This is a genomic window from Acidovorax sp. GW821-FHT09A11, from assembly GCF_059418365.1.
The window spans coordinates 189,972-215,882 of sequence record NZ_JBWKPS010000005.1; the positions used below are offsets into that span (position 1 = coordinate 189,972).

19 protein-coding genes are annotated in these 25,911 nt (G+C 69.9%); 3 read left to right on the forward strand and 16 right to left on the reverse strand.

Annotated features, from left to right (window positions below):
• Positions 1-30 precede the first annotated feature (30 nt).
• Together AC07PV_RS15230 and AC07PV_RS15235 are read left to right on the forward strand one after the other, a co-directional pair.
• Positions 31-1,104 (forward strand): ABC transporter substrate-binding protein, encoded by a 1,074-nt coding sequence (locus AC07PV_RS15230; RefSeq protein ID WP_494630628.1) that lies wholly within the window; start codon positions 31-33, stop codon positions 1,102-1,104.
• 153 nt (positions 1,105-1,257) lie between these two features.
• Positions 1,258-2,232, forward strand: a complete 975-nt coding sequence (locus tag AC07PV_RS15235; protein ID WP_369643028.1) for a c-type cytochrome — start codon at positions 1,258-1,260, stop codon at positions 2,230-2,232.
• 84 nt (positions 2,233-2,316) lie between these two features.
• Here the strand turns inward: AC07PV_RS15235 and AC07PV_RS15240 are convergent, their stop codons facing one another.
• The 11 genes from AC07PV_RS15240 to AC07PV_RS15290 all read right to left on the reverse strand — a co-directional run bounded on the left by AC07PV_RS15240 (position 2,317) and on the right by AC07PV_RS15290 (position 12,358).
• Positions 2,317-3,060, reverse strand: coding sequence for a cupredoxin domain-containing protein (locus AC07PV_RS15240; RefSeq protein WP_494630629.1), 744 nt, complete (start codon positions 3,058-3,060; stop codon positions 2,317-2,319).
• 4 nt (positions 3,061-3,064) lie between these two features.
• On the reverse strand, positions 3,065-3,526 hold the full coding sequence (locus AC07PV_RS15245) for a group I truncated hemoglobin (protein ID WP_494595598.1): 462 nt from the start codon (positions 3,524-3,526) through the stop codon (positions 3,065-3,067).
• A gap of 22 nt (positions 3,527-3,548) precedes the next feature.
• Positions 3,549-4,484, reverse strand: a complete 936-nt coding sequence (locus AC07PV_RS15250) for a DUF3034 family protein (RefSeq protein ID WP_494630631.1) — start codon at positions 4,482-4,484, stop codon at positions 3,549-3,551.
• 141 nt (positions 4,485-4,625) lie between these two features.
• The gene (locus tag AC07PV_RS15255; RefSeq protein WP_494630632.1) at positions 4,626-5,417 is read right to left on the reverse strand and encodes an anti-sigma factor; all 792 of its coding nucleotides are present in this window, start codon (positions 5,415-5,417) and stop codon (positions 4,626-4,628) included.
• A 15-nt stretch (positions 5,418-5,432) separates the two neighbouring features.
• On the reverse strand, positions 5,433-6,008 hold the full coding sequence (locus AC07PV_RS15260) for a sigma-70 family RNA polymerase sigma factor (protein WP_218340070.1): 576 nt from the start codon (positions 6,006-6,008) through the stop codon (positions 5,433-5,435).
• A 159-nt stretch (positions 6,009-6,167) separates the two neighbouring features.
• Positions 6,168-7,118 (reverse strand): DMT family transporter, encoded by a 951-nt coding sequence (locus AC07PV_RS15265; RefSeq protein WP_494630633.1) that lies wholly within the window; start codon positions 7,116-7,118, stop codon positions 6,168-6,170.
• 122 nt (positions 7,119-7,240) lie between these two features.
• Complete coding sequence (locus AC07PV_RS15270; RefSeq protein WP_494595430.1) at positions 7,241-8,233, reverse strand: Bug family tripartite tricarboxylate transporter substrate binding protein; 993 nt, start codon at positions 8,231-8,233, stop codon at positions 7,241-7,243.
• A gap of 70 nt (positions 8,234-8,303) precedes the next feature.
• Complete coding sequence (locus tag AC07PV_RS15275) at positions 8,304-9,170, reverse strand: SDR family NAD(P)-dependent oxidoreductase (RefSeq protein WP_494630635.1); 867 nt, start codon at positions 9,168-9,170, stop codon at positions 8,304-8,306.
• A 40-nt stretch (positions 9,171-9,210) separates the two neighbouring features.
• Positions 9,211-10,035: a hypothetical protein gene (locus tag AC07PV_RS15280; RefSeq protein ID WP_494630636.1), complete on the reverse strand. Its 825-nt coding sequence runs from the start codon at positions 10,033-10,035 to the stop codon at positions 9,211-9,213.
• Positions 10,032-10,835, reverse strand: coding sequence for a citryl-CoA lyase (locus AC07PV_RS15285; RefSeq protein ID WP_218295646.1), 804 nt, complete (start codon positions 10,833-10,835; stop codon positions 10,032-10,034). Before AC07PV_RS15285 ends, AC07PV_RS15280 begins: the two co-directional genes overlap by 4 nt.
• A complete protein-coding gene (locus AC07PV_RS15290; protein WP_494630637.1) occupies positions 10,832-12,358 on the reverse strand; it encodes a class I adenylate-forming enzyme family protein in 1,527 nt (508 codons plus the stop codon). Before AC07PV_RS15290 ends, AC07PV_RS15285 begins: the two co-directional genes overlap by 4 nt.
• Positions 12,359-12,494: 136 nt before the next feature.
• On the opposite strand from AC07PV_RS15290, the gene AC07PV_RS15295 reads away from it, so the two are divergent.
• Entirely contained in the window at positions 12,495-13,238 is a 744-nt protein-coding gene (locus tag AC07PV_RS15295; RefSeq protein WP_494630638.1) for an IclR family transcriptional regulator, read from the forward strand.
• A 39-nt stretch (positions 13,239-13,277) separates the two neighbouring features.
• On the opposite strand, the gene AC07PV_RS15300 is transcribed toward AC07PV_RS15295, so the two are convergent.
• From AC07PV_RS15300 to AC07PV_RS15320, 5 genes are all read right to left on the reverse strand, one after another.
• Positions 13,278-14,441: an alpha-hydroxy acid oxidase gene (locus AC07PV_RS15300; protein ID WP_369643037.1), complete on the reverse strand. Its 1,164-nt coding sequence runs from the start codon at positions 14,439-14,441 to the stop codon at positions 13,278-13,280.
• 281 nt (positions 14,442-14,722) lie between these two features.
• Entirely contained in the window at positions 14,723-17,005 is a 2,283-nt protein-coding gene (locus AC07PV_RS15305) for a bifunctional diguanylate cyclase/phosphodiesterase (protein WP_492807437.1), read from the reverse strand.
• 83 nt (positions 17,006-17,088) lie between these two features.
• Positions 17,089-19,464, reverse strand: coding sequence for a penicillin-binding protein 1C (pbpC, locus tag AC07PV_RS15310; protein ID WP_494630639.1), 2,376 nt, complete (start codon positions 19,462-19,464; stop codon positions 17,089-17,091).
• A complete protein-coding gene (locus tag AC07PV_RS15315) occupies positions 19,457-19,825 on the reverse strand; it encodes a hypothetical protein (RefSeq protein ID WP_218295651.1) in 369 nt (122 codons plus the stop codon). The genes pbpC and AC07PV_RS15315 overlap by 8 nt, the downstream gene beginning before the upstream one ends.
• A gap of 51 nt (positions 19,826-19,876) precedes the next feature.
• Positions 19,877-25,849 (reverse strand): alpha-2-macroglobulin family protein, encoded by a 5,973-nt coding sequence (locus AC07PV_RS15320; RefSeq protein WP_494630790.1) that lies wholly within the window; start codon positions 25,847-25,849, stop codon positions 19,877-19,879.
• Between the last annotated feature and the right edge of the window lie 62 nt (positions 25,850-25,911).

Below are 25,911 nucleotides of genomic sequence, written 5' to 3' on the forward strand. Positions count from 1 at the left end.
CCACCCCCTCCCACCCGAAAGGCAATCACCATGAACTTCGCTTTCCGCCCGAACGTTTCCCTGCGCCGCGGCCTGCTGGCTGCGGCCGCTGCCACGGCCCTGGCCGCCAGCGGCGCAGCCGTGGCACAGACCCCCAAGACGCTGTACATCGGCATGAACGGCGGCACCATGGAGAAGGCGTACACCCAGTACGTGTTCCCGGCGTTCGAGAAGCTGCACGGCGTGAAGGTCGTGGTGGTGCCAGGCACGTCCTCGGACATATTGGCCAAGGCCCAGGCCAACAAGGACCGGCCGCAGATGCACGTGATGTTCCTCGATGACGGCATCATGGTGCGCGCCATGGGCATGGGCCTGTGCGAGAAGCAGCGCCCCAACCCGCACCTGAACGACATCTACCCCGCGGCGCGCTTCAAGGACGACCTGGCCAGCGGCGTGAGCCTGGGCATGACCGGCATCGCCTACAACACCAAGATGTTCACCGAAAAGGGCTGGGCCGCGCCCACCTCGTGGATGGACTTTGCAGACCCCAAGTACAAGGGCAAGGTGGTGTTCCAGTCCATGCCGTCGTCGTCGTTCGGGCTGCACGGCTTCCTGATGTTCAACCGCATCCAGGGCGGCAACGACAAGAACGTGGAACCGGGCTTCAACAACTGGGCCAAGACCATCGGCCCCAATGTGCTCGAATACATCCCGAGCTCGGCCAAGATCTCCGAGATGGTGCAGACCGGCGAGGCCGCGCTGTTCCCGCTCACGCCCACGGCCGTGGCCGCGCTCAAGTCCAAGGGCATTCCCGTGGAATACGCACAGCCCAAGGAGGGCTCGGTGGTGCTGATGACCGGCCAGTGCGTGATCGCCAGGAACAGCGAGCCCGAGCTGGCGCAGAAGCTGGCCGAGTTCCTGCTGAGCCCGCTGGCGCAGGCCAACGTGCTGCAGTTCGGCGCGCAGATCCCCACCAACCCCAAGGCCCCGGCCGTGGGCGAAGGCGCGGCGCAAGTGGCGCAGATCAGCCAGTGGATGAAGAACGCCGTGACGCTGGACTGGGACAGCGTGAACGCCAACCGCCCGGCCTGGAACACGCGCTGGAACAAGACCATCGAGCGCTGAACCTTCGCGGCCCCCCACACCGGCGGGCCGTTTGTGACAAATGTCACCGGCCCCGCCACGCCTTGCGGCGGCGGGTGGCACAAACCGCTTCTTCGAATTCAGAATCCGGCGCCTGGACACGCCAATCATTCATTCGAAGAAGAGGGACCCCCCATGAAACGCTGGATCAAATGGACCGCCGGCGGCGCGCTGCTGCTGAGCGCCATCGTTGCCGCCACGGCGGCCAGCGGCCTGTATCTGGCCGAGCAAAAGCGCAACCGCTACATCGACATCAAGCCCCGGCCCGTGGCCTACACCACCGATGCGCAGACCATCGAGCGCGGGCGCTACCTGTATGCATCGCGCGGCTGCACCGACTGCCACGGCGCGCAGGGCACGGGCCGCGAATTCGTCAACGACGGCAAGGGCACGCGCATCATCGGGCCCAACATCACGCCCGCCGGCGTGGTGGCGCGCTACCAGCCCGAGGACTGGAACAGCGTGATCCGCCATGGCGTGAAGCCCAACGGCCGCCCCGTGCTGGTGATGCCCAGCGAGGACTACAACCGCTTCACCAACGACGACCTGAATGCCCTGGTGTCGTATGTGCGCCAGCTCAAGCCCCAGGAGGGCACGCAGGCGGTGGTGGAGCTGCCCCGCCCCGCCTGGGTGCTGTACGGCCTGGGCGCCATCCCCGACGCGGCGGCGCGCATCGACCACCAGCTCGCTCCGTCACGCCCCGTGCCAGCCGGCGTGACACTGGCCAACGGCCAGTACGTGGCCAACATGTGCATCGGCTGCCACGGCGCCACGCTGGAGGGCGGCAAGATTCCGGGCGGGCCACCCGACTGGCCCGCTGCCGCCGACATCCGCCCCGGCGCCGACAGCGCCCTGGCGCGCTACCCCACGGCGGCGAGCTTCGTCGCCATGCTGCGCACCGGCAAGCGGCCGGACGGCACGCCCATCCAGGTCATGCCGTTCGAGTCGCTGGGCCAGCTCAGCGATGTGGATGCACAGGCGCTCTACCTGTACCTCAATGCCCCCGCCGGGAGCGTGAAGGTGGACAACGTGGGCGCGCCGGCCGCGGGCAACAAGAGCAGCGCCAACACCATTCCCTCGGGACCGGGCGGCCTGAAGCTGCCGGGCTGAGGAAGCGAAGGGCCGGCACGGCCCACGGGGCGCCGGCCTGCCCGCTGGCCCGCCATCCGGTGGACCACCCGCCGTGGTGGCGGGTCAGCTGCCAGGGTGCAGGTGGGCGCCGCCCGCGGGCGCCTGGCTGTACGAACCCATGGGGCCTCCCGGGGGCGCGGCGGGCGGGGCGCGGCGCACGCGCGGCACCACGCTGAGCTGCACGGTGTCGAGCACCGGGCCGGGCGCCACGTTCAGGGCCTTGCGTGGCAGGTCCACCAGCTGCTCCGCATGCCATACGCGGACCTGGGCGGCACCTTCGGGCACGGCGGGGAAGCGGGCAATGCCGTCGCTGTCGGTCTTGAGGGCCCAGGCCGAATCGGTCACGAACACATGGCCGCGCATGGAGCCGTGCAGATGGCAGCCCAGCAGCACCACGCCGGGCGTGTCGAGCTTCACGTCGGCGAAGTTGGAGGGCTTGCCATCGGTCTTGCCCGCCAGGCGCAGCTCGAAGCCGGGGTTGGTGCCGCCCGGCGCCGCGGCGGCCGCGACCGTGGCGGGGTTGCCGCGCACATGGTGGTCCCACCGGTCCTGGTTGGTGAAGCGCACGGTGGTGCCGGGGGCCACCACGGTCAAGGCGGGCACGAAGCGCATCTTCTCCTGTTCGATGGTGGGACTGGCCTGCAGCAGGCTCGGGGGCGTGCCGGCCGTGGCGCCGGGGTACACCACCACCACCGCATCGGGCACGGGCCGGCCCTCGCGGTCCAGCACCTGGATTTGAACATTTCCGGCGCTAGCGCTTACCCATAAAGCGCTGATAGCTATCAAAATAATAGTATTTTTCATCATGGCGTCAGTGGATGGTGATCACGTCCCGGTGCATGGGTGCGAGCAGGGCCAGCAACCGGTTTTGCTGGGCGAAGGGTATGCCCTGGGCATCCATGGCGCTTTGCAGCACCTCCACGAGGGCATGGAAGTGGCCCTTGTGGATGTCCATGTCGGCATGGGCCGATTTCATGTCAGCGCCTTCATATTTGCAAGGCCCCCCGCTGAGCTGGCAGACCTGGTCGGTCAGGCTTTCCTTGAGGGCCTGGGGCTTCGCCTCCTTGAAGTGGCCGCCGATGCGCGGGTCTCTCACGACACGGTCCACGAAGTCGTCCATGAGGCGGGTGATGCCGGGCTTTTCGCCCAGCGCCTGGTACAGGCCCGCGGGCGCCGCCGGGGAGGTGGCCGGGGCAGGCTGCGACAGGGCAGCTGGAGCCCACAGGCAGGCGGCGGCCAGGGCCAGGGCAGAGAAGGTGTTGCGTTTGATCATCATGGGGGTCTCCGAAGCGGGCTCAGAAAGCGACCTGGGCCGACAGGTAGTAGCCCGTCTGGCGGCGGTTGTTGGTGATGCCCGGCACGATGCGCCCCAGGTCCACATACGCCAGCGTGAGCGACACGTTCTTGGTGGGTGCCCAGGCGATGAAGATGTCCTTCCAGTCGTCCTCGCGCAGCGCGGCGCCCAGGCCGGCCGCCGCCCCCAGCGCCTGCAGGTTGTTGGGCTTGAAGCGGTACTCGGCGCCGACCGCCAGGTTCTTGCTCAGCAGGTAGACCATCGAGAACTCGGGCTGCAGGCTGCGGCTGTTCCTGCCCGGCGCGGCCGAGCCAAAGCCCAGCAGGCCGTTCTGGTTGGCATTGGTGTAGCGCAGGGTGCCGTTGACGAGCAGGCTCTGCGCCAGCAGCAGCTTGGTGGCGCTCACATACACATCGGTGCCGCTGGTTCTTGTACCGAGGAAGTCGAGCACCGACCGGATGGAGCCCGCGTGCGTGCGCTTGTGCTCCAGGCCCACGGCGATCTGCGGCATGAGGCTGTCGGCATCCAGCACGGCATCGCCCGCCACCTTCACCTTGATGCCCACCACATCCATCCGGATGTGCTGGCCGGGCGCCACGCCAAAGGGCGCGATGCCGTTGAGCGCCAGCGCAGGCGAGGCATCAAGATCCTGCCGGGCCAGCGACAGCTCCACCCGGTCGTGCAGGCCCAGCGCCACGCCATAGCCCGTAAGGCCGTAGTCCTGCGTGGCCGCCCGCGTGGCGTAGCCGCTGAAGCCGGTCTCGCCCGCCGTGGCGTTCGTGCCGATCACGGCCCAGGGCGTGAGCCCGCCGCCGGCCGACCCGCCGATGCTGCTGACGCCGCCGGTGAGCAGCAGCTTGCCCGTCCCGGCCTGGGCCAGCCCGGCGGCGCCCATCGCCAGTGCCGCGAGCAGCGTGCAGTGAAGCCTGTATTCCATCGTGATCTCTCCCAAAGGGCGGTGTCGCGGTTGTAAGTGGATGTTGCTCCCAACTTACGAACCCCGGCACCCGGTGGATTCAAAAACGACAGATAAATTTTTTTGACGGGTGCCTGCGCCAGCCCTCCACCCCGGCGCCCCTTACAGCATGCGCTCGATCAGCGCGCCCTTGAACAGCACCGGCCCGGTAGGTCCGGTCGCGCTGGGCACGCCACCCTTGGGCTCCAGGCTGATCGCCAGGGCTGGCACCTGCTTCACATCGGCCTCGCCCGCCACCAGGGTGAGCAGCCTGTCCTGACCCAGCACCCCCAGCGAACGCGGCCCGCCCGAGGGCGGCAGCGCCCACAGCTGCAGCGACTTGTCGGCCCCTTCCTGGAAGCCGCCCACGCGCTGCAGCACCAGCTGGTTGTTCCTGGGGTCGAAGGTGACCAGCATCGACGCGGCCTCCTTGTCGTCGGACAGCACGGCCACGTACTGGATCTGCGGCGCGGCCTGCAGTTGCTGCTGCAGCGTGGCAATCTGCCGGCCCGACGTGGCCTTGAGCGCGCCGTGCACCTGCACGCCGATCGCCACCGCCGCCACGGTGGCCAGCGCGCCCGCGGCGGCCGCGCCGCGCCACACCAAGAGGCTGTGCCACCAGCCGCCTCCCGGCACCCGGTCTGCGGGCCGATGGGCGGCCTGCAGGGCCCGCGCGGCCTTGTCCGCCTCGACCAGGTTGTGGATGCGGGTCCAGACATGCGAGGATGGCTCGGCCATTTCCTGCAGTTCGGTCAGGCCGGACCAGCGGCCTTGCCACACCAGCGCGGCAGCCCGCACGGGGGCCTGCTCGCGGGCCAGGGTTTCGAAGCGGCGGCGCGCGCCGCCCCGCAGCGTGCCCAGCGCATAGCCGGCCGCCAGGCGGTCCAGCAGTTCGGGGTGTCGGGAAAGGTTCATGGGGAGGTTCCTGGCTCAGGCATAGCGTGCCATGCAGGCGCGCAGCTGTTCCAGCCCGCGCCGGATCCAGGTCTTGACGGTGCCCAGCGGCAGCTTGAGCTGCTCGGCCAGCTCGCCGTGGCTCAGGTCGCGCAGGTAGGCCAGGCTCACCACCTCGCGCTGCCGCGTCTCCAGCTTGCCCAGGCATTGGTGCAACGCGAAGGCCTGCTCGCTCGCCTCGGTGGCGTCCATGGGGTTGGCGCCCTCGCCCGGCAGCGTTTCCGCCAGGGCATCGTCCAGTTCGTTCATGAGGTCCGCGCGGTCGCTGGTGCGCTTGCGCAGCGCATCGAGCGCGCGACTGCGCACGATGAGCCCCAGCCACGCCATGGGCGGGCTGAGCGATGCACGGTAGCTGGCGGCCGACCGCCAGATGGTCAGGAACGACTCCTGCAGCACGTCCTCGGCCGCATCACGGTTGCGCACCACGCGCAGCGCCAGGCCAAAAAGCCGCGACGAGGTGCTCTCGTACAGGCTTTTCAGCGCGGTGTCGTCCTGCGCGGCGATGCGGTCGAGGAGGTCCATCAGTTCACGGTCTGTGTGGAGGGTGCTCATGCGCCCATTCTCTGGGATTGGTCTCTGTTCACGGTGCAATGGGATCTTCTGTGGGTGAATACGCCACAGCAGGCGCTTTGGATTCATCGCCCGGCCCGAAGAGTGCAGCGCGCGGCGGCCGCGTTCAAGCCGACTCGGTCGCTGCTGCTGCTGCGACCGCTACCACTGCGCGCAGACCCCCACGAGCCCCGCCACCACCAGCGCCAGCCCCACGCCCTCGGTGCGCGTCAGGCTCTCGCGGAACACGCGGCGCGAGACGAAGTAGCTGAAAAGCACCTCCACCAGGCCCAGCGTGCGCACGTCGGACGCGGGCCGCATGGCGTAGGCCGTGAACCACGCGATGGACGCGACCGCGCCCATCGATCCCGCCACCACCGACATGCGCCAGGCCCGCGCGATGGCGCCCGCCACGCCGGGCTGGCGTGCCAGCAGCCAGCCGCCCAGCACCACCGACTGCAGCAGCTGCGCCCAGAACACGCCCCAGGCACCGGCCACCCAGGGCGCCACGCCCGCATTGGCCTCTGCCAGCGCCAGCGACGCACCGCGAAATCCCACGCTGGCCAGCGCGAAGCAGGCGCCCGATGACAGCCCGTAGACCACGAGCCGGCCGCTGCCCTGGCCGTCCACGGCCCCTGGCCCCGCGCGCAGCGCGCGCCAGCCGCCCGGCGGCAGCGACAGCAGCACCACGCCCACCGTGGCCGCCGCCATGGCGCCCAGCGCCAGCGGGCCCGGCAGTTCGTGCAGCAGCACGGCCGAGAACAGGGCCACCTGCAGCACCTCGGTCTTGGAATACGCCACGGCGAGCACGAAGTTGCGCTCCTTCATCGCCAGCAGCAGTAAGGCCGTGGCCCCCACCTGCGTGAGCGCGCCCATGGCAAGCCACGCGGCATACATCCCGTTGAACTGAGGAATGCCGCCCGCCCCTGCCCAGGTCAGCCCCGCCACCCAGGCCGTGGCCAGCGGCAGGCCGTACAGAAAGCGCACCAGCGTGGCCGCCAGCGTGCCCAGCCCGGCGGTGAGCGAGCGCTGCGCCGCGTTGCGCGCGGTCTGTGCCAATGCGGCCCACAGCGTCAGCGGTATCCACGCCCAGGCGATCCAGGAAAGAGTCATGCAGGGGTTATAGCGGCCCCATGGCGCGCCGCCCGACGCCAATGGGCAATGCGGCCATGCAGGGGCGCGAGGGCGCGGTGCGCCCCCACGTCAGCGGCCCGGTCAGTCAGACGGCCAGACGGTCAGTCCGCCGTGATGTGGCTGGTCTCGGCCACCTTCTTCCACTTCACGATGTCGTCGGCAATGATCTTGGCGAAGGCCGCGGGCGTGTCCTCGACCGTGATGGCACCGGCGGCGGCGAACTTCTCCTGCACCATCGGCGTGCGCAGCGCACGCACGATGGCGCCGTGCAGCTTCTCCAGCACATCGGCGGGCAGGCCGGCGGGCGCCAGCACGCCGTTCCAGAAGCCTTCGTTGGCGCTCTTGAGGCCCAGCTCCGCGAAGGTGGGCACCTCGGGCAATTCCTTCAGGCGCCGGGGCGTGGCCAGGGCCATGGGCACCAGGTTGCCGGCCTTGATATGCGGCATGGACGATGCGAGCGTGTCGTAGATCATCTCGACCTGGCCGCCGATCACATCATTGAGCGCCGGGCCCGTGCCCCGGTAGGGAACATGCACCACGCGCAGGCCGCTGAGCGACTTGTAGTACTCCATCGCCATGTGGGTGGCGCCGCCGTTGCCCGAGGAGGCATACGAATACTTGCCGGGCGACTGGCCCACGAGCTTGGCGAACTCCGCATAGTTCTTGGCGGGGAAGCTCTTGTTGATGGCCAGCACCCCCGGCACCGACAGGATGCGGGTGATGGGCGTGAAGCTCTTGAGCGCATCGAAGCTCAGGTTCTTGTACACCGCCGAATTCGTGCCGTTGGTGCTGGTGGTGCCCAGCAGCAGCGTGTAGCCGTCGGCCTTGGATTCGGCCACGAAGCGCGCGCCCACCGAGCCGCCCGCGCCCGCCTTGTTCTCCACGATCACCGGCTGGCCCAGTTCCTTGGACAAGGCGTCGGCCAGCACGCGGCCACTGATGTCCGACGTGCCGCCCGGCGGAAACGGCACCACCAGCTTGACGGGTTTGTCAGGGAAGGCGCCCTGCGCGGCGGCGGGCAGCGCCGCCGCGGCCCCCAGCAGTGCCAGTGCGACGCCAGCGGCCGTGCGGCGGTTCATTCGGTGCTTGTTCATGGGTGTTGTCTCCTGCGAATGTGGGAATGAAAGAATCAATGGAACTTTGAAACGCTGGAACGTGAAGGGCCTACTTGCCCGTGCAGCCCTTGCCGCCATCCACCGGAATGCACACGCCCGTCACGTAGCGCGCCTCGTCGCTCGCCAGGAACAGCGCCGTGTAGGCCACGTCCCAGGCCTGGCCCATGCGGCCCATGGGGCTGGCGGCGTTGCGCGTGCGCAGCATCTCCTCGGTGCTGGCGAACTGGCCGGCGATCTGCTGGTGGATGAGCGGTGTGTCGATCACGCCCGGCAGCACCGCGTTGGCGCGGATGCCCTGGGCCGCGTACTGCACGGCCAGCGCCCGCGTGAAGTGGTTGAGCCCGGCCTTGGCCGCGTAGTACGGCATGTACGGGTAGCTGTTGATCTGCTGCGAGGCCAGCGACGAGATGTTGACGATGGCGCCGCGCCCCTGCGCCAGCATCACCGGCACCACGTGCTTGCAGGTGAGGAACACGCCGGTCAGGTTGGTGTCGATCACCTGCTGCCAGGTGGCTTCGTCCATGTCGACCACGCTGCCCATGCGCGTGATGCCCACGTTGTTGTGCAGGATGTCGATGGCGCCAAAGCGCGCATGCACGCGCCGCGCCACCTCGGCCACGGCGGCGGAGTCCGTGACGTCGGCGGCATAGGCCTCGGCGTCGAAGCCCTCGGCGTACAGCTGGGCACGGGTTTCCTCGGCCGCCTCGCGGCGGATGTCCACCACCGCCACGCGCGCGCCTTCGCGGGCGTAGACCATGGCGGCGGCCTTGCCGTTGCCCCAGCCGGGGCCAGCCGAACCGCCACCGAACACCAGCGCCACCTTGCCCGCCACACGGCCCCGGCCGGGCAGCGCATCGAGCGGCGGGAAGTACGCGGCCGACGTTGCCGGGCTGCTTGCATGTGCTGTGGTCGCCATGAATGTCTCTTTCTTTGTGGGTTGTGCCGGGCCTTCAGCCTCAGTGCACGGCCGCCATGAGTTCGGCCCAGTCGCGTGCGCCCTGCCCCTCGCGCGCCCCCTGGGCGTAGGCCGCCTGGTTCACGCGGCTGATCACGCCGGTCTCCCATGCGGAGCGGGCGTCGCCAATGCGCGCGCTGCTGGCAGCCACCGTGGCAGCCGGGATGCCCCGCGCATCGAGCGCCGGCAGGCGCGAGACGCCCGCGCCGTCGCAGCCGATGCCCGCATCGTTGTAGAGCGCGGCGAACACGGGCAGCTTGATGGCGGTCTCGAACCGGCCACCCAGCAAGCCGCCGTGCGAGGCGGTGATCACCACGCAGTCGCGGTCCTCCTCGGCCACCAGCGAGGCCGAGTCGATGAGCACGACGGTGCGGTGCCCATGCAGTCCCGGCAGCACCTTGCGCGCCTCGCCGGGCGAGGGTCCCGGGTCCACGGCCTGCAGGTCCGCAGCGGCCATGCACTGCGCGGCCTGCAGGGCGGGCATGCCCACGCGCACGCCCAGCTGCACGGCACGCGCGTTGGCGTACGAGACCAGGCCGCGCCGCGCGCAGTCGGCCCCGTCGCCGATGCGCGCCGAGCGGTGGTGGAGGGCGGCGCACGGCACGCCCAGGCTGTTGGCATGGTCCAGGCCCGCGATGCCCGCGCGCTCCAGCCCCACGCCCGCATCACACACCACCAGGCCGGCCACGCCCTCCTGCAGCGCCAGGTGCACCGCGAACACGCCGCCATGCGAGGCGGCGACGGCCACGCGGCCCCGCACGTCCTGCCCCATGCGGGTGACCGAATCGCAGACCAGGATGTCGCGCGAAGGGGTGGTGCCGGTCATTCGCCGCTCCGGTCCTTGTTGTGGCCCTCGCCCGTGCCACGGTAGGGCACCTCGTGGTCCACCAGGTCCCACACGAAACGGGCGGACGGAATGCGCTGCTCTTCCGCGATGTGCGCCACCAGCCCCGCCGCGCGCGAGATGACGGCAAAGCCGCGCATCATCGCCGGGGGCACGCCCAGCTCGCCCAGCAGCGTGCCCACCGCGCCCGTGGCGTTGATGGTGATGTGCTTGCCGAAGGCGGCATCCACCTCGCGCGAGAGGACCTCGATGGCCTGCAGGTAGCGCCCCTCGAAGCGCGGATGCTCGCGGCCGATGGCCAGCAGCCTGGCCGCGCGTGGGTCGTCCGGCTTGTGCATGTGCTGGCCGAAGCCGGGGATGGGCTTGCGCTCGGCGCGGTGGCGCTGCACCGTGGCGCGCGCCGCAGCCTCCACGCCTTCGGGCGCATCGATGATCTGGCGCAGCAGGATGGCCGAATTCTCCACCGTGCCCACGAACTGGCTGCCCACGGCCAGCAGGCCCGCTGCCACGCCGCTCTGGATGTTCTCGGGCGAGCTCATGTAGACCATGCGCGTGGCGATGGCGCTCGGCGTGAGGCCGTGCTCCATGATGGCGATGAGCGCGGCGTCCAGCACGCGCAGGTCGTCGGCGTCAGGCCGGCGGTTGAGGATCTGCGAGAACAGCACGTCGGTGAAGCCGCGCTGGCCCAGCACGTCCTCGGCCAGGTTGTCGCCCCGGTAGTGGATCGACGTTGGCGAGTGCGTGCACAGCTCGGTGTAGGGGCGTTCCACGGGCTTGTTCATGCGGGCTGCTCCTGGCGCACCAGGCGCGTGATGTCGGCCTTGAGCGTGACCTTGTGCACCTTGCCCGCCACGCTGCGCGGCAGGTCGGCGTAGAAGTGCACGGCCTTGGGGGTCTTCACGGAGCCCAGGTGCTCCTTGGCGAAGGCGATGAGCTCCTGCGCGCTCACCTGCGCGCCGGGCTTGAGCTGCACGGCCGCGTGCACGGCCTCGCCCCACTTGTCGTCCTCGATGCCGAACACGGCGGACTCGTGCACGGCCGGGTGCTGGTCGAGCACGCTCTCCACATCGATGGGGTAGACGTTGAAGCCGCCGGTGATGACCACCTCGCGCAGCCGGTCCTTGAGGAACAGGTAGCCGCGCTCGTCCACGTAGCCCCGGTCGCCCGTGTGCAGCCAGCCGTCCACGATGGTCTCGGCGGTCTTCTCCGGCATCTTCCAGTAGCCGTTCATGATGAGGTCGCCGCGCACCACGATCTCGCCCGCCTCGCCCGTGGGCAGCAGGGCGCCTTCCGGGCTCATGATGGCCATGTCGGTCACCAGGCCCTGGCGGCCCACGGAGCGCCAGTTGGCCTCGTCGGCGAAGTCTTCGGCGCGCATCACGCTGACCACCTGCGGCGCCTCGGTCTGGCCGTAGGTGGTCTCCAGCACGGGGCCGAAGCATTCGCGCACCACGCGGATCTTCTCGGGCGGCATGGGCGCGCCGCCGTAGATCAGGTGCCTGAGGCGGGGCAGCCGAAGGCGCTCGCCATGCGCCTCGGCCACCAGCATGTACAGCAGCGTGGGCGGCATGAAGGTGGTGGTGATGCCATCCTCGCGGAAGCTGCGCAGCAGCTCGGCCGGCTTGTTGCTGGCGGGCAGCACGTGGCAGCCGCCCTGCGCCAGGATGGGCAGCAGGTAGGTGGAGGTGCCGTGCGTGACGGGCGCCGAGATGAGGTAGCGGTCGTCCGCGCCGAAACCGAACGCCTGGATCTGGTTGACCAGCGTGGCCACCCACGCGCGGTAGGGCTGCATCACGCCCTTGGGCACGCCGGTGGAGCCGCCCGTGAACTTGATGGCCTGGGCCTCGTCGCGCGAGCGGCCGTGCGGCCGGGGCCGCTGGCCCGCGTGCGCAGCCTCGGCGGCCTGCAGCGTGGCGCGGGCTTCACCGCCCTCGCCCAGCGCCAGCACGGCCTTCACGCCGGCCAGGTCGAGCGTGCCCAGGTGCGCGGGCTCGGCCACCACGATGGTGGGTTCGGTGAACGCGATGATGCGGTTGAGCTCCGCCGCCGGGTTGCGCCAGTTCAGCGGCACCCACACCTTGCCCGCCGCCAGCACGGCCAGCAGCGCCACGACGTGGTCCACGGTGTTGCCGGCGCAGATGCCGACGCGCGAGCCGGGTTCGGCGTCCAGCTGCTGCAGCGCGCAGGCGGCGGCGTCCACGCGCGCGGCCAGCGCGGCATAGGTCAGCACCTGGCCGCCGCCGGCCAGGGCTTCCCGCTGCGGATACATCCGGGCAGCGCGGTAGAAGAAATCGATGGGGTACATGCAAATATTCCGCAATACGGACTTTTATTGTTGAATCGTCGTCAGTGAAATAAATTTCCCATCGAATTATTCCTTTGCACGGCCGGACGCCAAAGCAAATAAGTCCACAATATGGATTTACAGTGAATTTGATGACATGACCACCGTTCAAAGCCTGGACCGGGCCATCGGGCTGCTGCGGCTGATTTCCTCCGAGCACAAGTCCGGCGCCCGCCTGTCCACGCTGGTGGCGGCCAGCGGCCTGGCGCAGCCCACGGTGCACCGGCTGCTCAAGCAACTGGTCGAAGGGGGGCTGGTGATGCAGGACGCCCGGCGCCGCTACCGGCTGGGCCACTTCGCCTACGAACTCGGGCTGGTGGCGTCCACCCACTTCAATTTGCGCAACCAGTGCGCGCCCTTCCTCGCACGCATCAGCGCCGAGACGGGGGACACCGCCTTCCTGGTGGTGCGCAGCGGGGCGGATTCGTTCTGCCTGGACCGCCAGTCCGGCAGCTTTCCGATCCAGGTGCTGACCGTGGAAGTGGGCAAGCGCCGGCCCCTGGGCATTGGCGGCGGGGGGCTGGCGCTGCTGAGCTTCATGCCGCAGGACGAACTGCCCGAGGTGCTCGGCCGCATCGAGCCGCACCTGGCCACCTACGGGGGCCTCACGCGGCAGATCCTGCTGGACCTGATGGAAACCGCCCGTGCGCGGGGCTACGCCAGCATCACCAACTACGCCGTGGCGGGCGTGACCAGCATTGGCGTGCCCATCCGGGACCGGGGCGGCATGGTGGTCGGCGCCATCAGCGTGAGCGCCATGACGGCGCGCATGCAGCCGCGCGAGGACTTCGTGGTGCAGACCCTGCAGCGGGAGATCGCGGCGCTGCAGAAGACGCTGTAGGTCCTGCGCACCGGCCGGCCGCGGTTGCACGGGCCACGGTTAGGCGGGGTAGGTGCCCGGCAGCAGGATGGACTGGTCCACCGTGTTGATGTTGGTGTGGCCGCAGAAGGCCATGGTGATGTCCAGCTCCTTCTGGATGATCTGCAGCGCGCGGGTCACCCCCGCCTCGCCGAAGGCACCCAGGCCGTAGAGGAAACTGCGCCCGATCAGCGTGCCCTGGGCGCCCAGCGCGCGCGCCTTGAGCACGTCCTGCCCGCTGCGGATGCCGCCGTCCATCCACACCTCGATGTCCTTGCCGGCAGCGGCCGCGATGCCGGGCAGCGCGGCGATGGACGATGGCGCGCCGTCGAGCTGGCGGCCGCCGTGGTTGCTGACGATGAGCGCATCGGCGCCGCTGTCGACCGCCAGGCGGGCGTCCTCCGCGTCCATGATGCCCTTGAGGATCAGCTTGCCGCCCCAGCGCTTCTTGATCCACTCGACATCGCCCCAGTTGAGCTGCGGGTCGAACTGCTCGGCCGTCCAGGACGAGAGCGAGGACAGATCGCCCACGCCCTTGGCATGGCCCACGATGTTGCCGAACGAGCGGCGCGGGGTGCCCAGCATGCCCAGGCACCAGCGCGGCTTGGTCGCCAGGTTGATGAGGTTGGCGAGCGTGGGCTTGGGCGGCGCCGACAGTCCGTTCTTGATGTCCTTGTGGCGCTGGCCCAGGATCTGCAGGTCCAGCGTGAGCTGCAGCGCCGAGCAGTTGGCGGCCTTGGCGCGGTCGATCAGGCGCTCGATGAAGTCGCGGTCGCGCATCACGTACACCTGGAACCAGAACGGGTGGCGCCCCGTGTGCTCGGCGATGTCTTCGAGGGAGCAGATGCTCATGGTCGAGAGCGTGAACGGGATGCCGAACGCCTTGGCCGCCTTCGCGCCCAGGATCTCGCCGTCGGCATGCTGCATGCCCGTGAGGCCCGTGGGCGCGATGGCCACGGGCATGGCCACGTCCTGCCCCACCATGGTGGTGCGCGTGCTGCGGCCTTCCATGTTCACGGCCACGCGCTGGCGCAGCTTGATGCGCTGGAAGTCGCTTTCGTTGGCGCGGTAGGTGCCCTCGGTGTACGAGCCTGAATCGGCGTAGTCATAGAACATGCGCGGCACGCGCCGCTGGGCGATGACACGCAGGTCTTCGATGCAGGTGATTTTGGACAAGTCAGGCACGCGGACACTCCAGAAGGGGTTGCACAGGGGACGGTAAGAACTGCGCGGATGGTAGGCACTTGCGCGCTGGCGGGCCATCAAAATTATTTGCGCGGGGCTGCAACAAATTTCCAAGGCAGGCCGGGGCGGGCCCGCGCAAGCTCCAGGACTCTCACCAAAAACACCGCCTGGCGCTTATTCCACAAGCGCAAGAAGCTATTATTTTCATAGCAAAACATGATCCCACCTGTGGGTTCTGGCATGCGGCACCCCTCCCCGCACCGCGTCGCACCGCCGCATGCTCAGCGCACGCGGCCTCCCGCGTTGTCGGCCAGCACGACCTCGGGCGCCTCGTCCGGGCCCCGGTAGAGCATGAAGCGCATGCGCCCGCCGCGCTTGGCGGCGTACATGGCGCTGTCGGCATGGCGCGAAAGCGCGTCGAAGGTGTCGCCATGCTGGGGGTACAGCGCGATGCCGCCGCTCAGCCCGATCTGCAGCACCCGCCCCGCCAGCTCGAAAGGCAGGTCGCAGGACGCGAGGATCTTGCATGCCACGCTGCACGCGGGCTCAGCGCCGTCCAGCCCCGGCAGCAGCACCACGAATTCGTCGCCGCCCTGGCGGCACACGGTGTCCGAGGCGCGCACGGCGGCCTTCAGGCGCTGGGCGAACTGCACCAGCAGCAGGTCGCCCACATCGTGGCCGAGGGTGTCATTCACGTCCTTGAAGCCGTCCAGGTCCAGGTACATCACGGCCAGGCACTTGCCGTCGCGGCGCGCCTGCGAGATGGCCAGCTGGGCGCGGTCCTGCAGCAGCACGCGGTTGGGCAGGTCGGTCAGCGCGTCGTACTGGGCGAGGTGCGCCATGCGCTCGGCCATGACCACCGATTCGGTCACATCGCGCAGCACGGCCACGGCGCCCGTCACGGCCCCATGGCGGTCGGTGATGGGGCTGGAGGTTTCCTCCACCTGAAAGCGCTGCCCGCTGGTGCGGTGCAGGACCACGCCGCGCACCGCTTCCACCGCCAGGCCCTGCTCCATGGCCTGGCGCAAGGGGCTGGCCAGCACCGCGTCGTTGTCGGGGCTGCGCAGGTTCACTACCTCGTCCACGTTGTGGCCCGCCGCGTCGAAGGCCTGCCAGCCGGTCAGGCGCTCGGCCACCGGGTTCAGGTACGTGACCGCTCCATGGGCGTCCGCGCAGACCACCGCGTCTCCGATGGACTGCAGCGTGAGGCGCACGCGCTCCTTCTCGTCAAACAGTTCGTCCTCCATGCGCTTGCGTTCCGAGATGTCCGTCACCTGCACGAAGATGCCACGCACCTTGCCGCCCTCGGTGTCGGGCAGGTAGGAGGCCATGGTGTGGCGCGCAACGCCATGCACATCCGCGAAGGTGCGCTCGAACAGTTGCGGCTCGCCCAGCAGCGCCCTGTCCAGGAACGGCTTGTTCTGCGCGAACAGCTCCGGCCCGAGCAGGTCGCTCAGGTGCATGCCGGGCATGCGCTCGGGCCGCACGCCGAACCACTCGAAATAGACCTGGTTGGCGAACCGGTTGCGCAGCCCGGCATCCCAGTAGCCGATCATCGAGGGCATGTTGTCGAGAATGGTGCGCGTGTTGCGTTCGGCCTCGCGCAGCCGCGCGGAGACCTGCTGGCGCAGCGTGAGCTCGCGCACGAACAGCGTGGCCAGCCCCACGCAGCTGACCATCAGCAGCAGCGCGAACCCGCCCAGCACCCAGGCGCTGCGGTACCACTTGGCCAGGACGGTGTCGGTGGACTGCGCCACGTTGAGGATCAGCGGATAGCGCCCCACGGGACGGAACGAATACAGGCGCTCCATGCCGTCGATGGTGGACGTGCCGATGAAGGTGCCCGTGCCCTCCTTCTGGAAGCGGATCAGGTTGGGGGTGCCCGCCAGGCTGCGGCCCACGTCGGCGTCGCCATAGGGAAACCGGGTGATCACGACGCCGTCGCTGCGAAACAGGTTCACGCCGCTGTGGGGGCCCATGTCGAGCGAACCGAACAGCTCATTGAAATAGCTCAGGCTGATGGCGCCCACCACCACCCCGGCGAAGCTGCCGTCCGGGCGGTAGTAGGCGCGCGAGACCGGCAGGATGTTGAGCCCGGTCACGCGCGAGGGCACGGGCTTGCCCACGAACAGGCCCTGGTGCCCGCCCGACTGGAACGCCGTGAAATAGTCGCGGTCCGCGAAGTTGACCCGGCGCGGCGGCAGCGGGCCCGAATCGAGCACCACGTTGCCCAGGGTGTCGAGCACCAGCACATCGCCCGCGCCACGCGCGCGCAGGGAGTTGTCGAACACCACCCGGGCGCGCAGGTCGGGCGGCAGGGCCCACACCTCGGGCCTGCCCACCTCGCGCGCCACGCCTTCCAGCGATTTGTCGAACGTGTCGAGCGCCCAGCTCAGCCCCTGCTCCAGCGTGCGCGCGAGATTGGCGTTGGTCTGGGCGGCGTAGTTCCACTCGTCAGCGCGAATGGTCCAGATCGTGCGTGCGAAGAGTGCGCCAATGCCCAGCGAGACCAACAGGGCCAGCCAGATCAGGCGGTGGGAAAAGAACTGGCGCAGAAAGGGCATAGAAATATCTTGTAACCATTCTAGGCGTCTACCTGTGGCGTGCCGGGCGGCAAGTCACACCGTATCCCTCGGATTTCGTGGCGTCAATGCGCAGTGGCCCTGGGTGCGGGCGCCACGGCACCCGCGCCGCGCACCTCGATGCGGACCTCGTCCAGCACCTGGCCCTGGGCATCGGTGAGCTGCACCACGTGCCGCCCCGGCCAGGGCATCCAGGCCACGCGCGCGCCGCGCCCGAGCGGCCTGCCGTCCATGCGCCACAGCCACCCGCTTCCCGTGGCGGTGAACTGCAGGCGCTGGCGCGCGGGAGGGATATCCGGGTCCAGCGCGATGATGGTGCCGGGGGCCGGCGCCGTGATGCGCGCGCCAAGGCCCGGCGCGGCCGCCCCGGCCTCCCGCCCCGGGGGATGGGGGGTTCTTTTGGCGCTGGCGCTGGGTTCGTCTTGCCCGTTAGCTCCTGAATCAATAGCAAACAGGGACTGCTGGGTGCCCTCCAGGAACCACTCCTGCCGCGCCGCCTCCAGGGGCTGGCGGGCGTCGCCCGCGCCACCGGGCTGTGGCGCGGCGGGCCCGAATTGCACGGCGGCCCGGGCAAGGCCTGGGGGCGCCTTGGGGGCGCGGCTGGGTTCGCGCGCGTGCAGGAAGCCCATGACCGCGGCCCAGATGGGCGCGGCGCCGCTGGTGCCGCTCACGTCGTGCATGGCCGCGCCGCTGGCATTGCCCACCCATACCCCCACGGTGTAGCGCGCGGACCAGCCCACGGCCCAGTTGTCGCGCATGTCCTTGCTGGTGCCGGTCTTCACGGCGGTCCAGAAGCGCGTGGCCAGCACGCTGTCGGTGCCGAAGGTGCGCGCCCGCGCATTGCCGTCGGACAGGATGTCGCCCACGATGAAGGCCGCGCGCGGATCGAGCGCGGGGACGAAGGCCGGGGCCTTGCCAGGGGGCGCCTGCGCCCATGCCACCGGGCTCAGGCGCCCGCCGTTGGCGAGGGTGCGAAACGCGTTGGACAGGTGCAGCAGCGGCACCTCGGGGCTGCCCAGCGCGAGGCTGTAGCCAAAGTAGTCCCCGTTTTCGCGCAGCGGCATGCCCGCCGCGGAGAGCTGGCGATGGAACGCGTCCGGCGTGACCATGACCAGCGTGCGCACCGCCGGCACGTTCAGCGACGCCGCCAGCGCGGTGCGCACCGACACCCAGCCCTTGAACTGGCGGTCGTAATTCTGCGGGATGTACAGGCCGCCCGCGGTGGCGATGTGCGCGGGCGAATCGTCCACCAGCGAGGCCGCCGTGAGACGCCGCTCGGCGATGGCCTGCGCATACAGGAACGGCTTGAGCGTGGAGCCCGGCTGGCGCGGCGCCAGCACGCCGTCCACCTCGCCGGCCTGGCTCAGCGGCCCCGACGAGCCCACCCAGGCCAGCACCGCGCCCGTGGCGTTGTCCAGCACCAGCACCGCGCCGTCCTCCACGTTGCGCCCGCGCAGCTCCCGCAGGTGCTGCTGCAGGGTCTGCACGGCAAAGCGCTGCAGCGGCGCGCGCAGCGTGCTCTGCACGCGCTCGGGCACCACGCCCCCTTCCTTGAAGCGCTGGCGCAGCAAGTGCCGCGCGAAGTGGGGGGCCACGCCCTCGCTCGCATCGAACGCGCGGCGCTGCAGCGCCGCCGTGGCGAACAGGTCCAGGGCATCGCAGTCCACGGGGGGCAGGTGCTGTGCCGGACGGCCGGAGGCCAGGGATGGCGGCCGCGCCGGTGGCTGCTGCGCCCGCATGTCGCGCAGCACCCCGCAGGCCCGCTGCGCCACCAGGCCGGGGCGCGCGTTGGGCGCGCGCACCAGCGCGGCCGCCACGGCCGCCTCGCGCTCGTCCAGGCCATGGGCGGCCTTGCCGAACAGCGTGCGGCTCAGGGCGTCGATGCCCACCAGTTCGCTGCGAAAGGGTACGAGGTTGAGGTAGGCCTCCAGGATCTGGTCCTTGCGCCAGCGCCGGTCCAGCACCTGCGCGGCCACCGTCTGGCCGAGCTTTTGCGCCACCGAGCGCCCGCCCGGCCCCTGGCGCCAGTCCCCATCGAGCAGGCCCGCCAGCTGCATGGTGATGGTGCTGGCCCCGCGCGTGCGCTGGTTCCACAGGTTGCCCCAGGCGGCGGCCGAGGCGGCTTGCCAGTCCACCCCGCTGTGCTCGAAGAAACGCTTGTCCTCGCTGAGCACCAGGGCCGTGCGCAGCGCGGGTGAAATGTCGGCCAGCGCCACCCACTGGCCACGGCGCACGGTGGTGTCGGTGCGCAGGCGCTGCAGCACCTCGCCCTCGCGCGAGAGGAGCACGGTGTCGGACGGTCTGAAGTCCGCGCGCACCTCCTCGAAAGTCGCGATGGCCGCCGCGGGCGCCGCCAGGAAGGCGGACAGGGCCGCCACGGCCCACCCCTTGTACGGCCTGCGCGCCCGCCCGGGCACCACGGGCCGGCCACGGTCAGTCATCCCGATGCTCCCGGTCGAACCGCGTTTCGGCCTCGGTCAGGTGGCGCAGCAGCACGTGCGAGATCAGGTTGACCCCGATGCCGCCGAACACCACCGGCAGGATATACAGGGCAATCGACAGCTCGGAGATGAACACCGCGTCGTCCGCCAGCGACGGCGTGCCTTTGGCCAGGGCCGCGAGCGATTGCAGCAGGTACACGTCCACGCCCGCGATCAGCACCAGCGCCACGCCAAAACCCAGCACCGCCATGCGCGAGATCGAGCGCGTGGCCAGCAGCAGCCCATAGATGCCCGCGGGCAGCACCAGGGAAAACGCCACCAGCAGCCAGAACCGCAGTTCCACGAAGACACTGAGGCTCATGGCGCGCGGCTCCGGGGACGGCTCATGACGGGGCGTGGCACGGCGCCGCGGCTACCTGGCCGCCTCCACCTTGACCCGCGCGTTGGGCAGCTCGCCGAACATCTCGGGCGCGTACATGGCCTCCACGCGGCTCGGGGGCAGCGCGAAATCGCCCACGTTGTTCAGGCGCACGGTGTACTCCATCTTGACCGTGCCCTTGGGCAGGTACTCGTAGTAGCTGCGGAAGGCCTCGAAGCTGCGCTCCTCGAACGCGGGCCAGCCCGCGCCGCTCTTCGCCTTCTCGCCCTGCGTGGCGATGGCCGAGTCGCGGCCCAGGCCGCTGCCCAGGATGGTGGCGCCGCCCGGGACCGGGTCGGTGATGGCCACCCAGGTCATGTCGGCGCTGGCGTTCACCTCCAGGGTCACGCGCAGCACGTCGCCGCGCGTGTACTGGCCGGGCGGCAGCGCCTTGTTGGCCTGCTCCACGGGCGTCACCGTCTTGGTGATGGAGTACCCGGCGGCAAAAGGCGCCTTCAGCTGGATGGCGGCCACCGACTGCAGCGTGAGCCAGGGCTTGCCGGGGCCCTGGTGCGTGACGGCCAGTGGCTCCTTGCCACCCGCTTTGCCCCAGGGCAGGAACATGCCGTTGTTCTTCAGGTTGCCCGGCGACGCAGGCGCGCCGAACCAGGTGGCCTGGTGCGCAGCGCCCGTCAGGTCGGTGGTCTTCACGCGCTCGACCTTGCTCCAGTCCACCGCCGCGTTGTGGGTGCCCATGGCGGCCTTGGTGGTGCCCGACACCGGCGTGGCCTCGAACCTGGCGCTGAACTTCTCCAGCGCCAGCCCGCCCCACAGGTTGGCCGTGGTGGTGTGCCAGGCGCCGGCCTGCTGGCGGCTGATGAAGCCGTTGGCCAGGCGGCCCATGTCGTCCTTCCAGGCCGGGTCGTCCATCACCGCGAGCATCAGGCGCGCGGTGTTCACGTCGCCGTTCTGCATCAGCCACCACCAGTAGTCGTCCTGCTCGGTGCTGAAGATCAGCTTGGTGCCCTGGAACGACAGGCGGCTGCGCAGGATCTGCAGGGCTTCGGCCAGGCGCTTGTCGCGCTCGGGCACGTCGGCCACGCGTTTGAGCACGTTCACCCAGTCGATCACCGTGTGCGTGGGCCACTGGTTGGGCGCGATGGTGATGCTGCCGACCATCCGGCCCTGGGCCTTGCCGTAGCGCGAGAGAGCCTCCAGCGCGGCCACCTTGCGCATGTCCAGGTCCTTGCGCGGGCTCCAGAAGCTGCGCTGGATGCGGCCTTCCACGAACGCGATCAAGCCGCGCTCCATGGGCGCGCGGGCCTCGTCGGGCAGGGCAAACGCGGGGTTGAGGCTGGCCGCCTCGTGCGTGGCCGCCAGCACGTAGGCCGTGAGCGTGTCGCTGCCCCGGTTGGCGTCGCCGTCGCGCGGCGGGAAGTAGTTGGCCAGGCCGTCGCTGTCCAGGTAGGTGGGCAACTGCGCCACCACGGTCTGCCACAGCGCGCCGTCACGCAGGCCCACGGCCTTGCTGGTCTTTTGCTCCAGGCAGGCGAACGGGTAGCGGGCCCACCAGTCGCGCACGCCGGGCAGGCCCTCGGCCAGCTTGGGCTGCAGCGACATCTTGAGGCCGCCCCGGCCCGGCAGCGCATCGGCGGGCGGGTTCACGTCCAGGCTGAAGCTGCCGTCCACCTGCACGAGCGTGGCCTGCTGCACCGTGAGCGGCACGGCGGGGATGATGCGCTGGCGTGCCTTGAGGGCATCGCGCGCGCCGCTGACGGTGTCCTTGGCCTCGATCTCCCACAGGATGGACTCGGAGCGCGTCTGCGCCAGCTGGGCCGGCGCGGTGACGTTCCAGGCCACCTCGCGCGACTCGCCAGCGGGGATGTCGACGGTCTGGGGCTTGAGCTCCAGCAGCGTGGCGCGTGGCGCCACCTCGACCTTCATCGCCGCCTTGGTGGTGTTGCGCAGCGTGATCTGCGCGCGGAACTGGTCGTCCTCGCGCACCAGGGGCGGCAGGCCGCTGATGATCTGCAAGTCCTGCGTGGCGCGGATGCTGGTGCTGCCGGTGCCGAACAGGCCGGTGGACGCATCGGCCACCGCCACGATCTTGAACGTGGTCAGCGCGTCATTGAGCGGCACCGTCACCTTGGCCTGGCCGTTGGCGTCCAGCTGCAGGGCCGGCTCCCACAGCAGCAGCGTGTCGAGCAGCTCGCGCGTCTGCGCCCTGCCCCCTCCGCCGCCGGCAGGCACGGCCTTCTTGCCATAGTGGCGCCGGCCGATGATCTCCATCTGCGCGGTGGAGGTCTCCACGCCCCAGCTGCGGCGCTGGAGCATGGCTTCGAGCAGGTTCCAGCTGGTGTTGGGCATCAGCTCCAGCAGCGCCTGGTCCACGGCGGCCACGGCCACCTCGGCATTGGCGGCGGGCTTGCCGCCCGGCAACGTGGCGGTGATGGTGACCTGCGCCTTGCCGCGCACGGCATAGCTTTCCTTGTCGGCCGCCACCTTCACGCTGATCTGGTGGGCCTGCGTGCCCACGCGGATCTCGGCCAGGCCCAGCCGGAAGGCGGGCTTGGACAGGTCCACCAGCGCCGTGGGCGCCTGGTACTCCTTGCCCTCGTACCAGAACGAGGTCCACCACTCGCGCGGCGCCTTGAAGCCCCAGGTGAAGAAGCTGTACCACGGCACTTCGCGCAGGCGCCCGCGCAGGGCCAGCACGCTCACGTACACGTTCGGGCCCCAATCCGGCTGCACCTTCAGGCTCACCGTCGGGTCCTGGCCGTTGAGCTGCACCACCTGGGTGTCGATGACGCCCTCGCGCTCCACCGCCACCAGTGCCGTGGCAAAGCGGAACGGCATGCGCACCTGGAACTTGGCGGTCTCGCCCGGCTGGTAGCTTTTCTTCTCGGGCAGCAGGTCGATGCGGTCGTGGTCCTCGCCGCCAAACCACAGCTCGCCCTGGCGCGTGACCCACACCGACGAGGCGGCCACGCTGGTGTTGCCGTCGCGGTCGGTGGCCGTGACCACCAGTTCCACCTCCCCGGGCTCGTCCAGCCTGGACTCGCACAGCAGCAGGCCGCGCGCGTCGCTCTTGCCGCTGCACAGCGTGCCCAGGTCTTTCGTTTCGGTCTGGTTGTCATAGCTGTAGAAGCCGCCCACCATGCGCTTGCGCGTGGTGGTCGTGATGCGCGCGATGGCCTGCACCTGCAGCGAGGTGTCGGCGGCGGGCTTGCCGTCGTGCTGCAGCGCCAGGGCCTGGTAGCGGATCTTCTGGCGGGCCGAGACCCAGCCCTCGGTCTTCACGCCCGCCACCACGCCGGCGGGCCACAGCGTGTGCGTGCCGCGCAGGGTCTGCACCTCGCCGTTGGGGTCGGCATACGTGGCCTCCATCAGCAATTCCTGTGGTTCGCGCGCCTGGGGCACGTTGTCGATGGTCAGCTTGCCCGCGCCGTCCTTGTTCAGCGTGAGCGGCAGCTTGTCGGCGATCACGCGCGCGTCCTGGCTGGCGGCGGGCTCCTCGTCGTCGCCACCCGCGCTGGAGGCCTGCGCGCGCTTGCGCGGAGGGTTGAAGCTGAAGGCCTCGTAGTCGGCGTACTGCAGGCTCTTGCCGCGCACCAGGGCGGACACCCGCACCGGCAGATGGGCCGCGCCGCCGCCCGCCACGTAATTGACCTGCACGTCGGTGGGCACCGAGCGCACGCGCACCAGCGCCTTCTTGTCGGCCGGCGCAATGCGCCCTTCGAGCACCGGCAGGCGGAATTCCTCCACGCGGAACTCGCCCGAGCTGAAGCTGCGCTCATTGTCGGAATCGCTGCGCAGCTCCACCTGGTACACGCCGAGCTTGGCGGCGGGCGGCACGGCGAAGCTGCTCTGCGCGCTCAGCCCCCCGGTGGCGGTCGCGCGCCATGCGAGGCTCTGGGTGAATTGCTGGCCGCTGCCCACATGGGTGATGACCAGGGTCTCGGGCCGCTGCGCGGGCAGCGCGAACCCCTGGCGGGTTTCAGAGCGCAGCACGTGCTTCATCGACACGGTTTCGCCCGCCCGGAACAGGGTGCGGTCGAAGATGGTGTGGGCCCGCTCGCTGGGGCGCGGGGCGCTGTTCGTGGGCACGTTGAAGCGCCAGGGCTCGATGCCGCGCTGCCAGTCGCTCCAGGTGAAGGCCATGTCCTCCACGCCGTCGTCGCCCTTGTGGCGCGCACTCACGAAATAGGCCTGGCCGCCATCGCCGCCGTGGTAGGCATCGCCGCAGCGCGGCGGTTCGGACGACAGGCCCTCGATGTTCGCGACCCCCTGGTCGTTGGTGATGGCCTGCGCCAGCTCGTTGCCCTTGCAGTCGGACACACGCACCGTGGCGCCCTGCACCGGCTGGCCCTTGTCGAGCGTGGTCACCCAGGCCAGTGCGTTCTCGCGGCCCAGCTTGAAATGCACGCCCAGGTTGGTGACCAGGGCCGAGGTGCGCACATACATCGTGCGGGCATCGCCATGGCGTTCGTCGAGCAGCGAGGCGCCCAGCTTCTGCGAGGCGATCTCCACCACGTGGAACCCAGGCGTGAGGGGAATGCCCACCACCTCGAACGGGCGCGGGTCGTTGCCGGAAGGCCTGGGCAGGTCCAGCGTCTTCACCCCGCCCTTGCCCGCCAGCAGCGACAGCATGCGCGACTGCACGTACTCCTTGTCCTCGTCCAGCGCCTTGGGCAGCGGGCCGCTCACGTCCTGCCGCGCCTGCTTGCGGTTCACCACGTAGTTGTCATAGCGCTGCACCTTGCGGAACCACGCGATGATGTCCGCATCGGTGCGGGGCTTGAGCGTGCTCACCTTGCCTGCCGGCGCCTCGGCGCCCGGCTGCAGCCCCTGCACGCGCAGCGCCGCCTCGACATTGCGCAGCGTCACCGGCAGCAGGGCGGGGGGCTTGTCGGAGCGCGGCCCCTCGGCAAAACGCTCCACGATGCCGAACGGCGCCGCCGCGAACTTGGCCAGCGGCGGCATGCCGCCCGTGGCCACCTTCAGCGGAAAGCTGTCGGCATTGCGCAGCGGACGGCCCGAGGCGTCCTTGAGGTCCTTGGGCAGCTCCAGCGTGAACGCCGTGTTCTCGGCCAGGGGCGCGGCGAACTGCACGCTGTTCACCAGCGCATCGCCCGCCTGGCCGTCGCCCGCGCCTTCCATCCGGGGCTGGAGCGTCTCCTTGGCCGATTTGAGGCGGATGGCCGCGGCAAGCTTGCGCGGCACGGGGGCATTGAAGGACAGCTGCAGCGGACGGATGGGCAGGCAGGCCGCCTGCGCGTTCTCCCGCTCACAGCTGAATTCGGCCGAGAAGGGCTCGCGCACCTTGAAGTCAAAGCGTTTTTCCACCGCGTTGACCACCCCGCTGGGCGTGGCGACGCCCTTGCCGAACACGACCTGCATGCGCGAACCGGACGTGAACCGCCGGTTGCAGGCCAGCGCGGCGTACTGCAGGGGCTCCTGCGCGGCGCTTTTCTCCAGGCCCAGCGCCTTCAGGATCTCGGCCCGCTGCGCGCCCTCGATCAACCGGACCGGGATGCGCTCGCCCACGCCTTCGGCCGTGCACCACACATTGCCCTGCACGCTGGCGGTGGTGGCGGGGCCATTGAGCTGCAGCACGAAGAACTGCTCTTCGTCGATCTCCTGGTAGGGGTTCGGGCGGATGGTCTGCACGAATGGCCCTCCGCTATTGAATTGATAGCTTTTCGCGCCCGTCAATTCAGCGCCAGCGGCCGATTTGAACCCTGCCCTGACGGTGGCGGTGCAGCGCACCCCCGGCGGCAGGTCGCGCTCGAAGTCGAACACCCACTCGCGCTCTCCCGTCCAGCGGCCCGTGCCCTTGGTGGCCCCGGCATCGCTGCAGCTCAGGGCCAGCGGCGCGGGCGCCTTGGGGTCGCCAAAGTTGACGGCAGCGGCATCGAACTTGGCCACCACCTGCCGCACCCGGGCCACTTCGCCCTGCGGCGAAAAGCTGGTGATCTGCAGGGCCTGCGCCCCCCAGGCCGCCAGCGACAGGCTGGTGGCCAGCATCCATTTCTTTGCGTTCACGCTGTCCCCTCCGAAGGAACCGGCAAGCGTAACAAAACGGCACT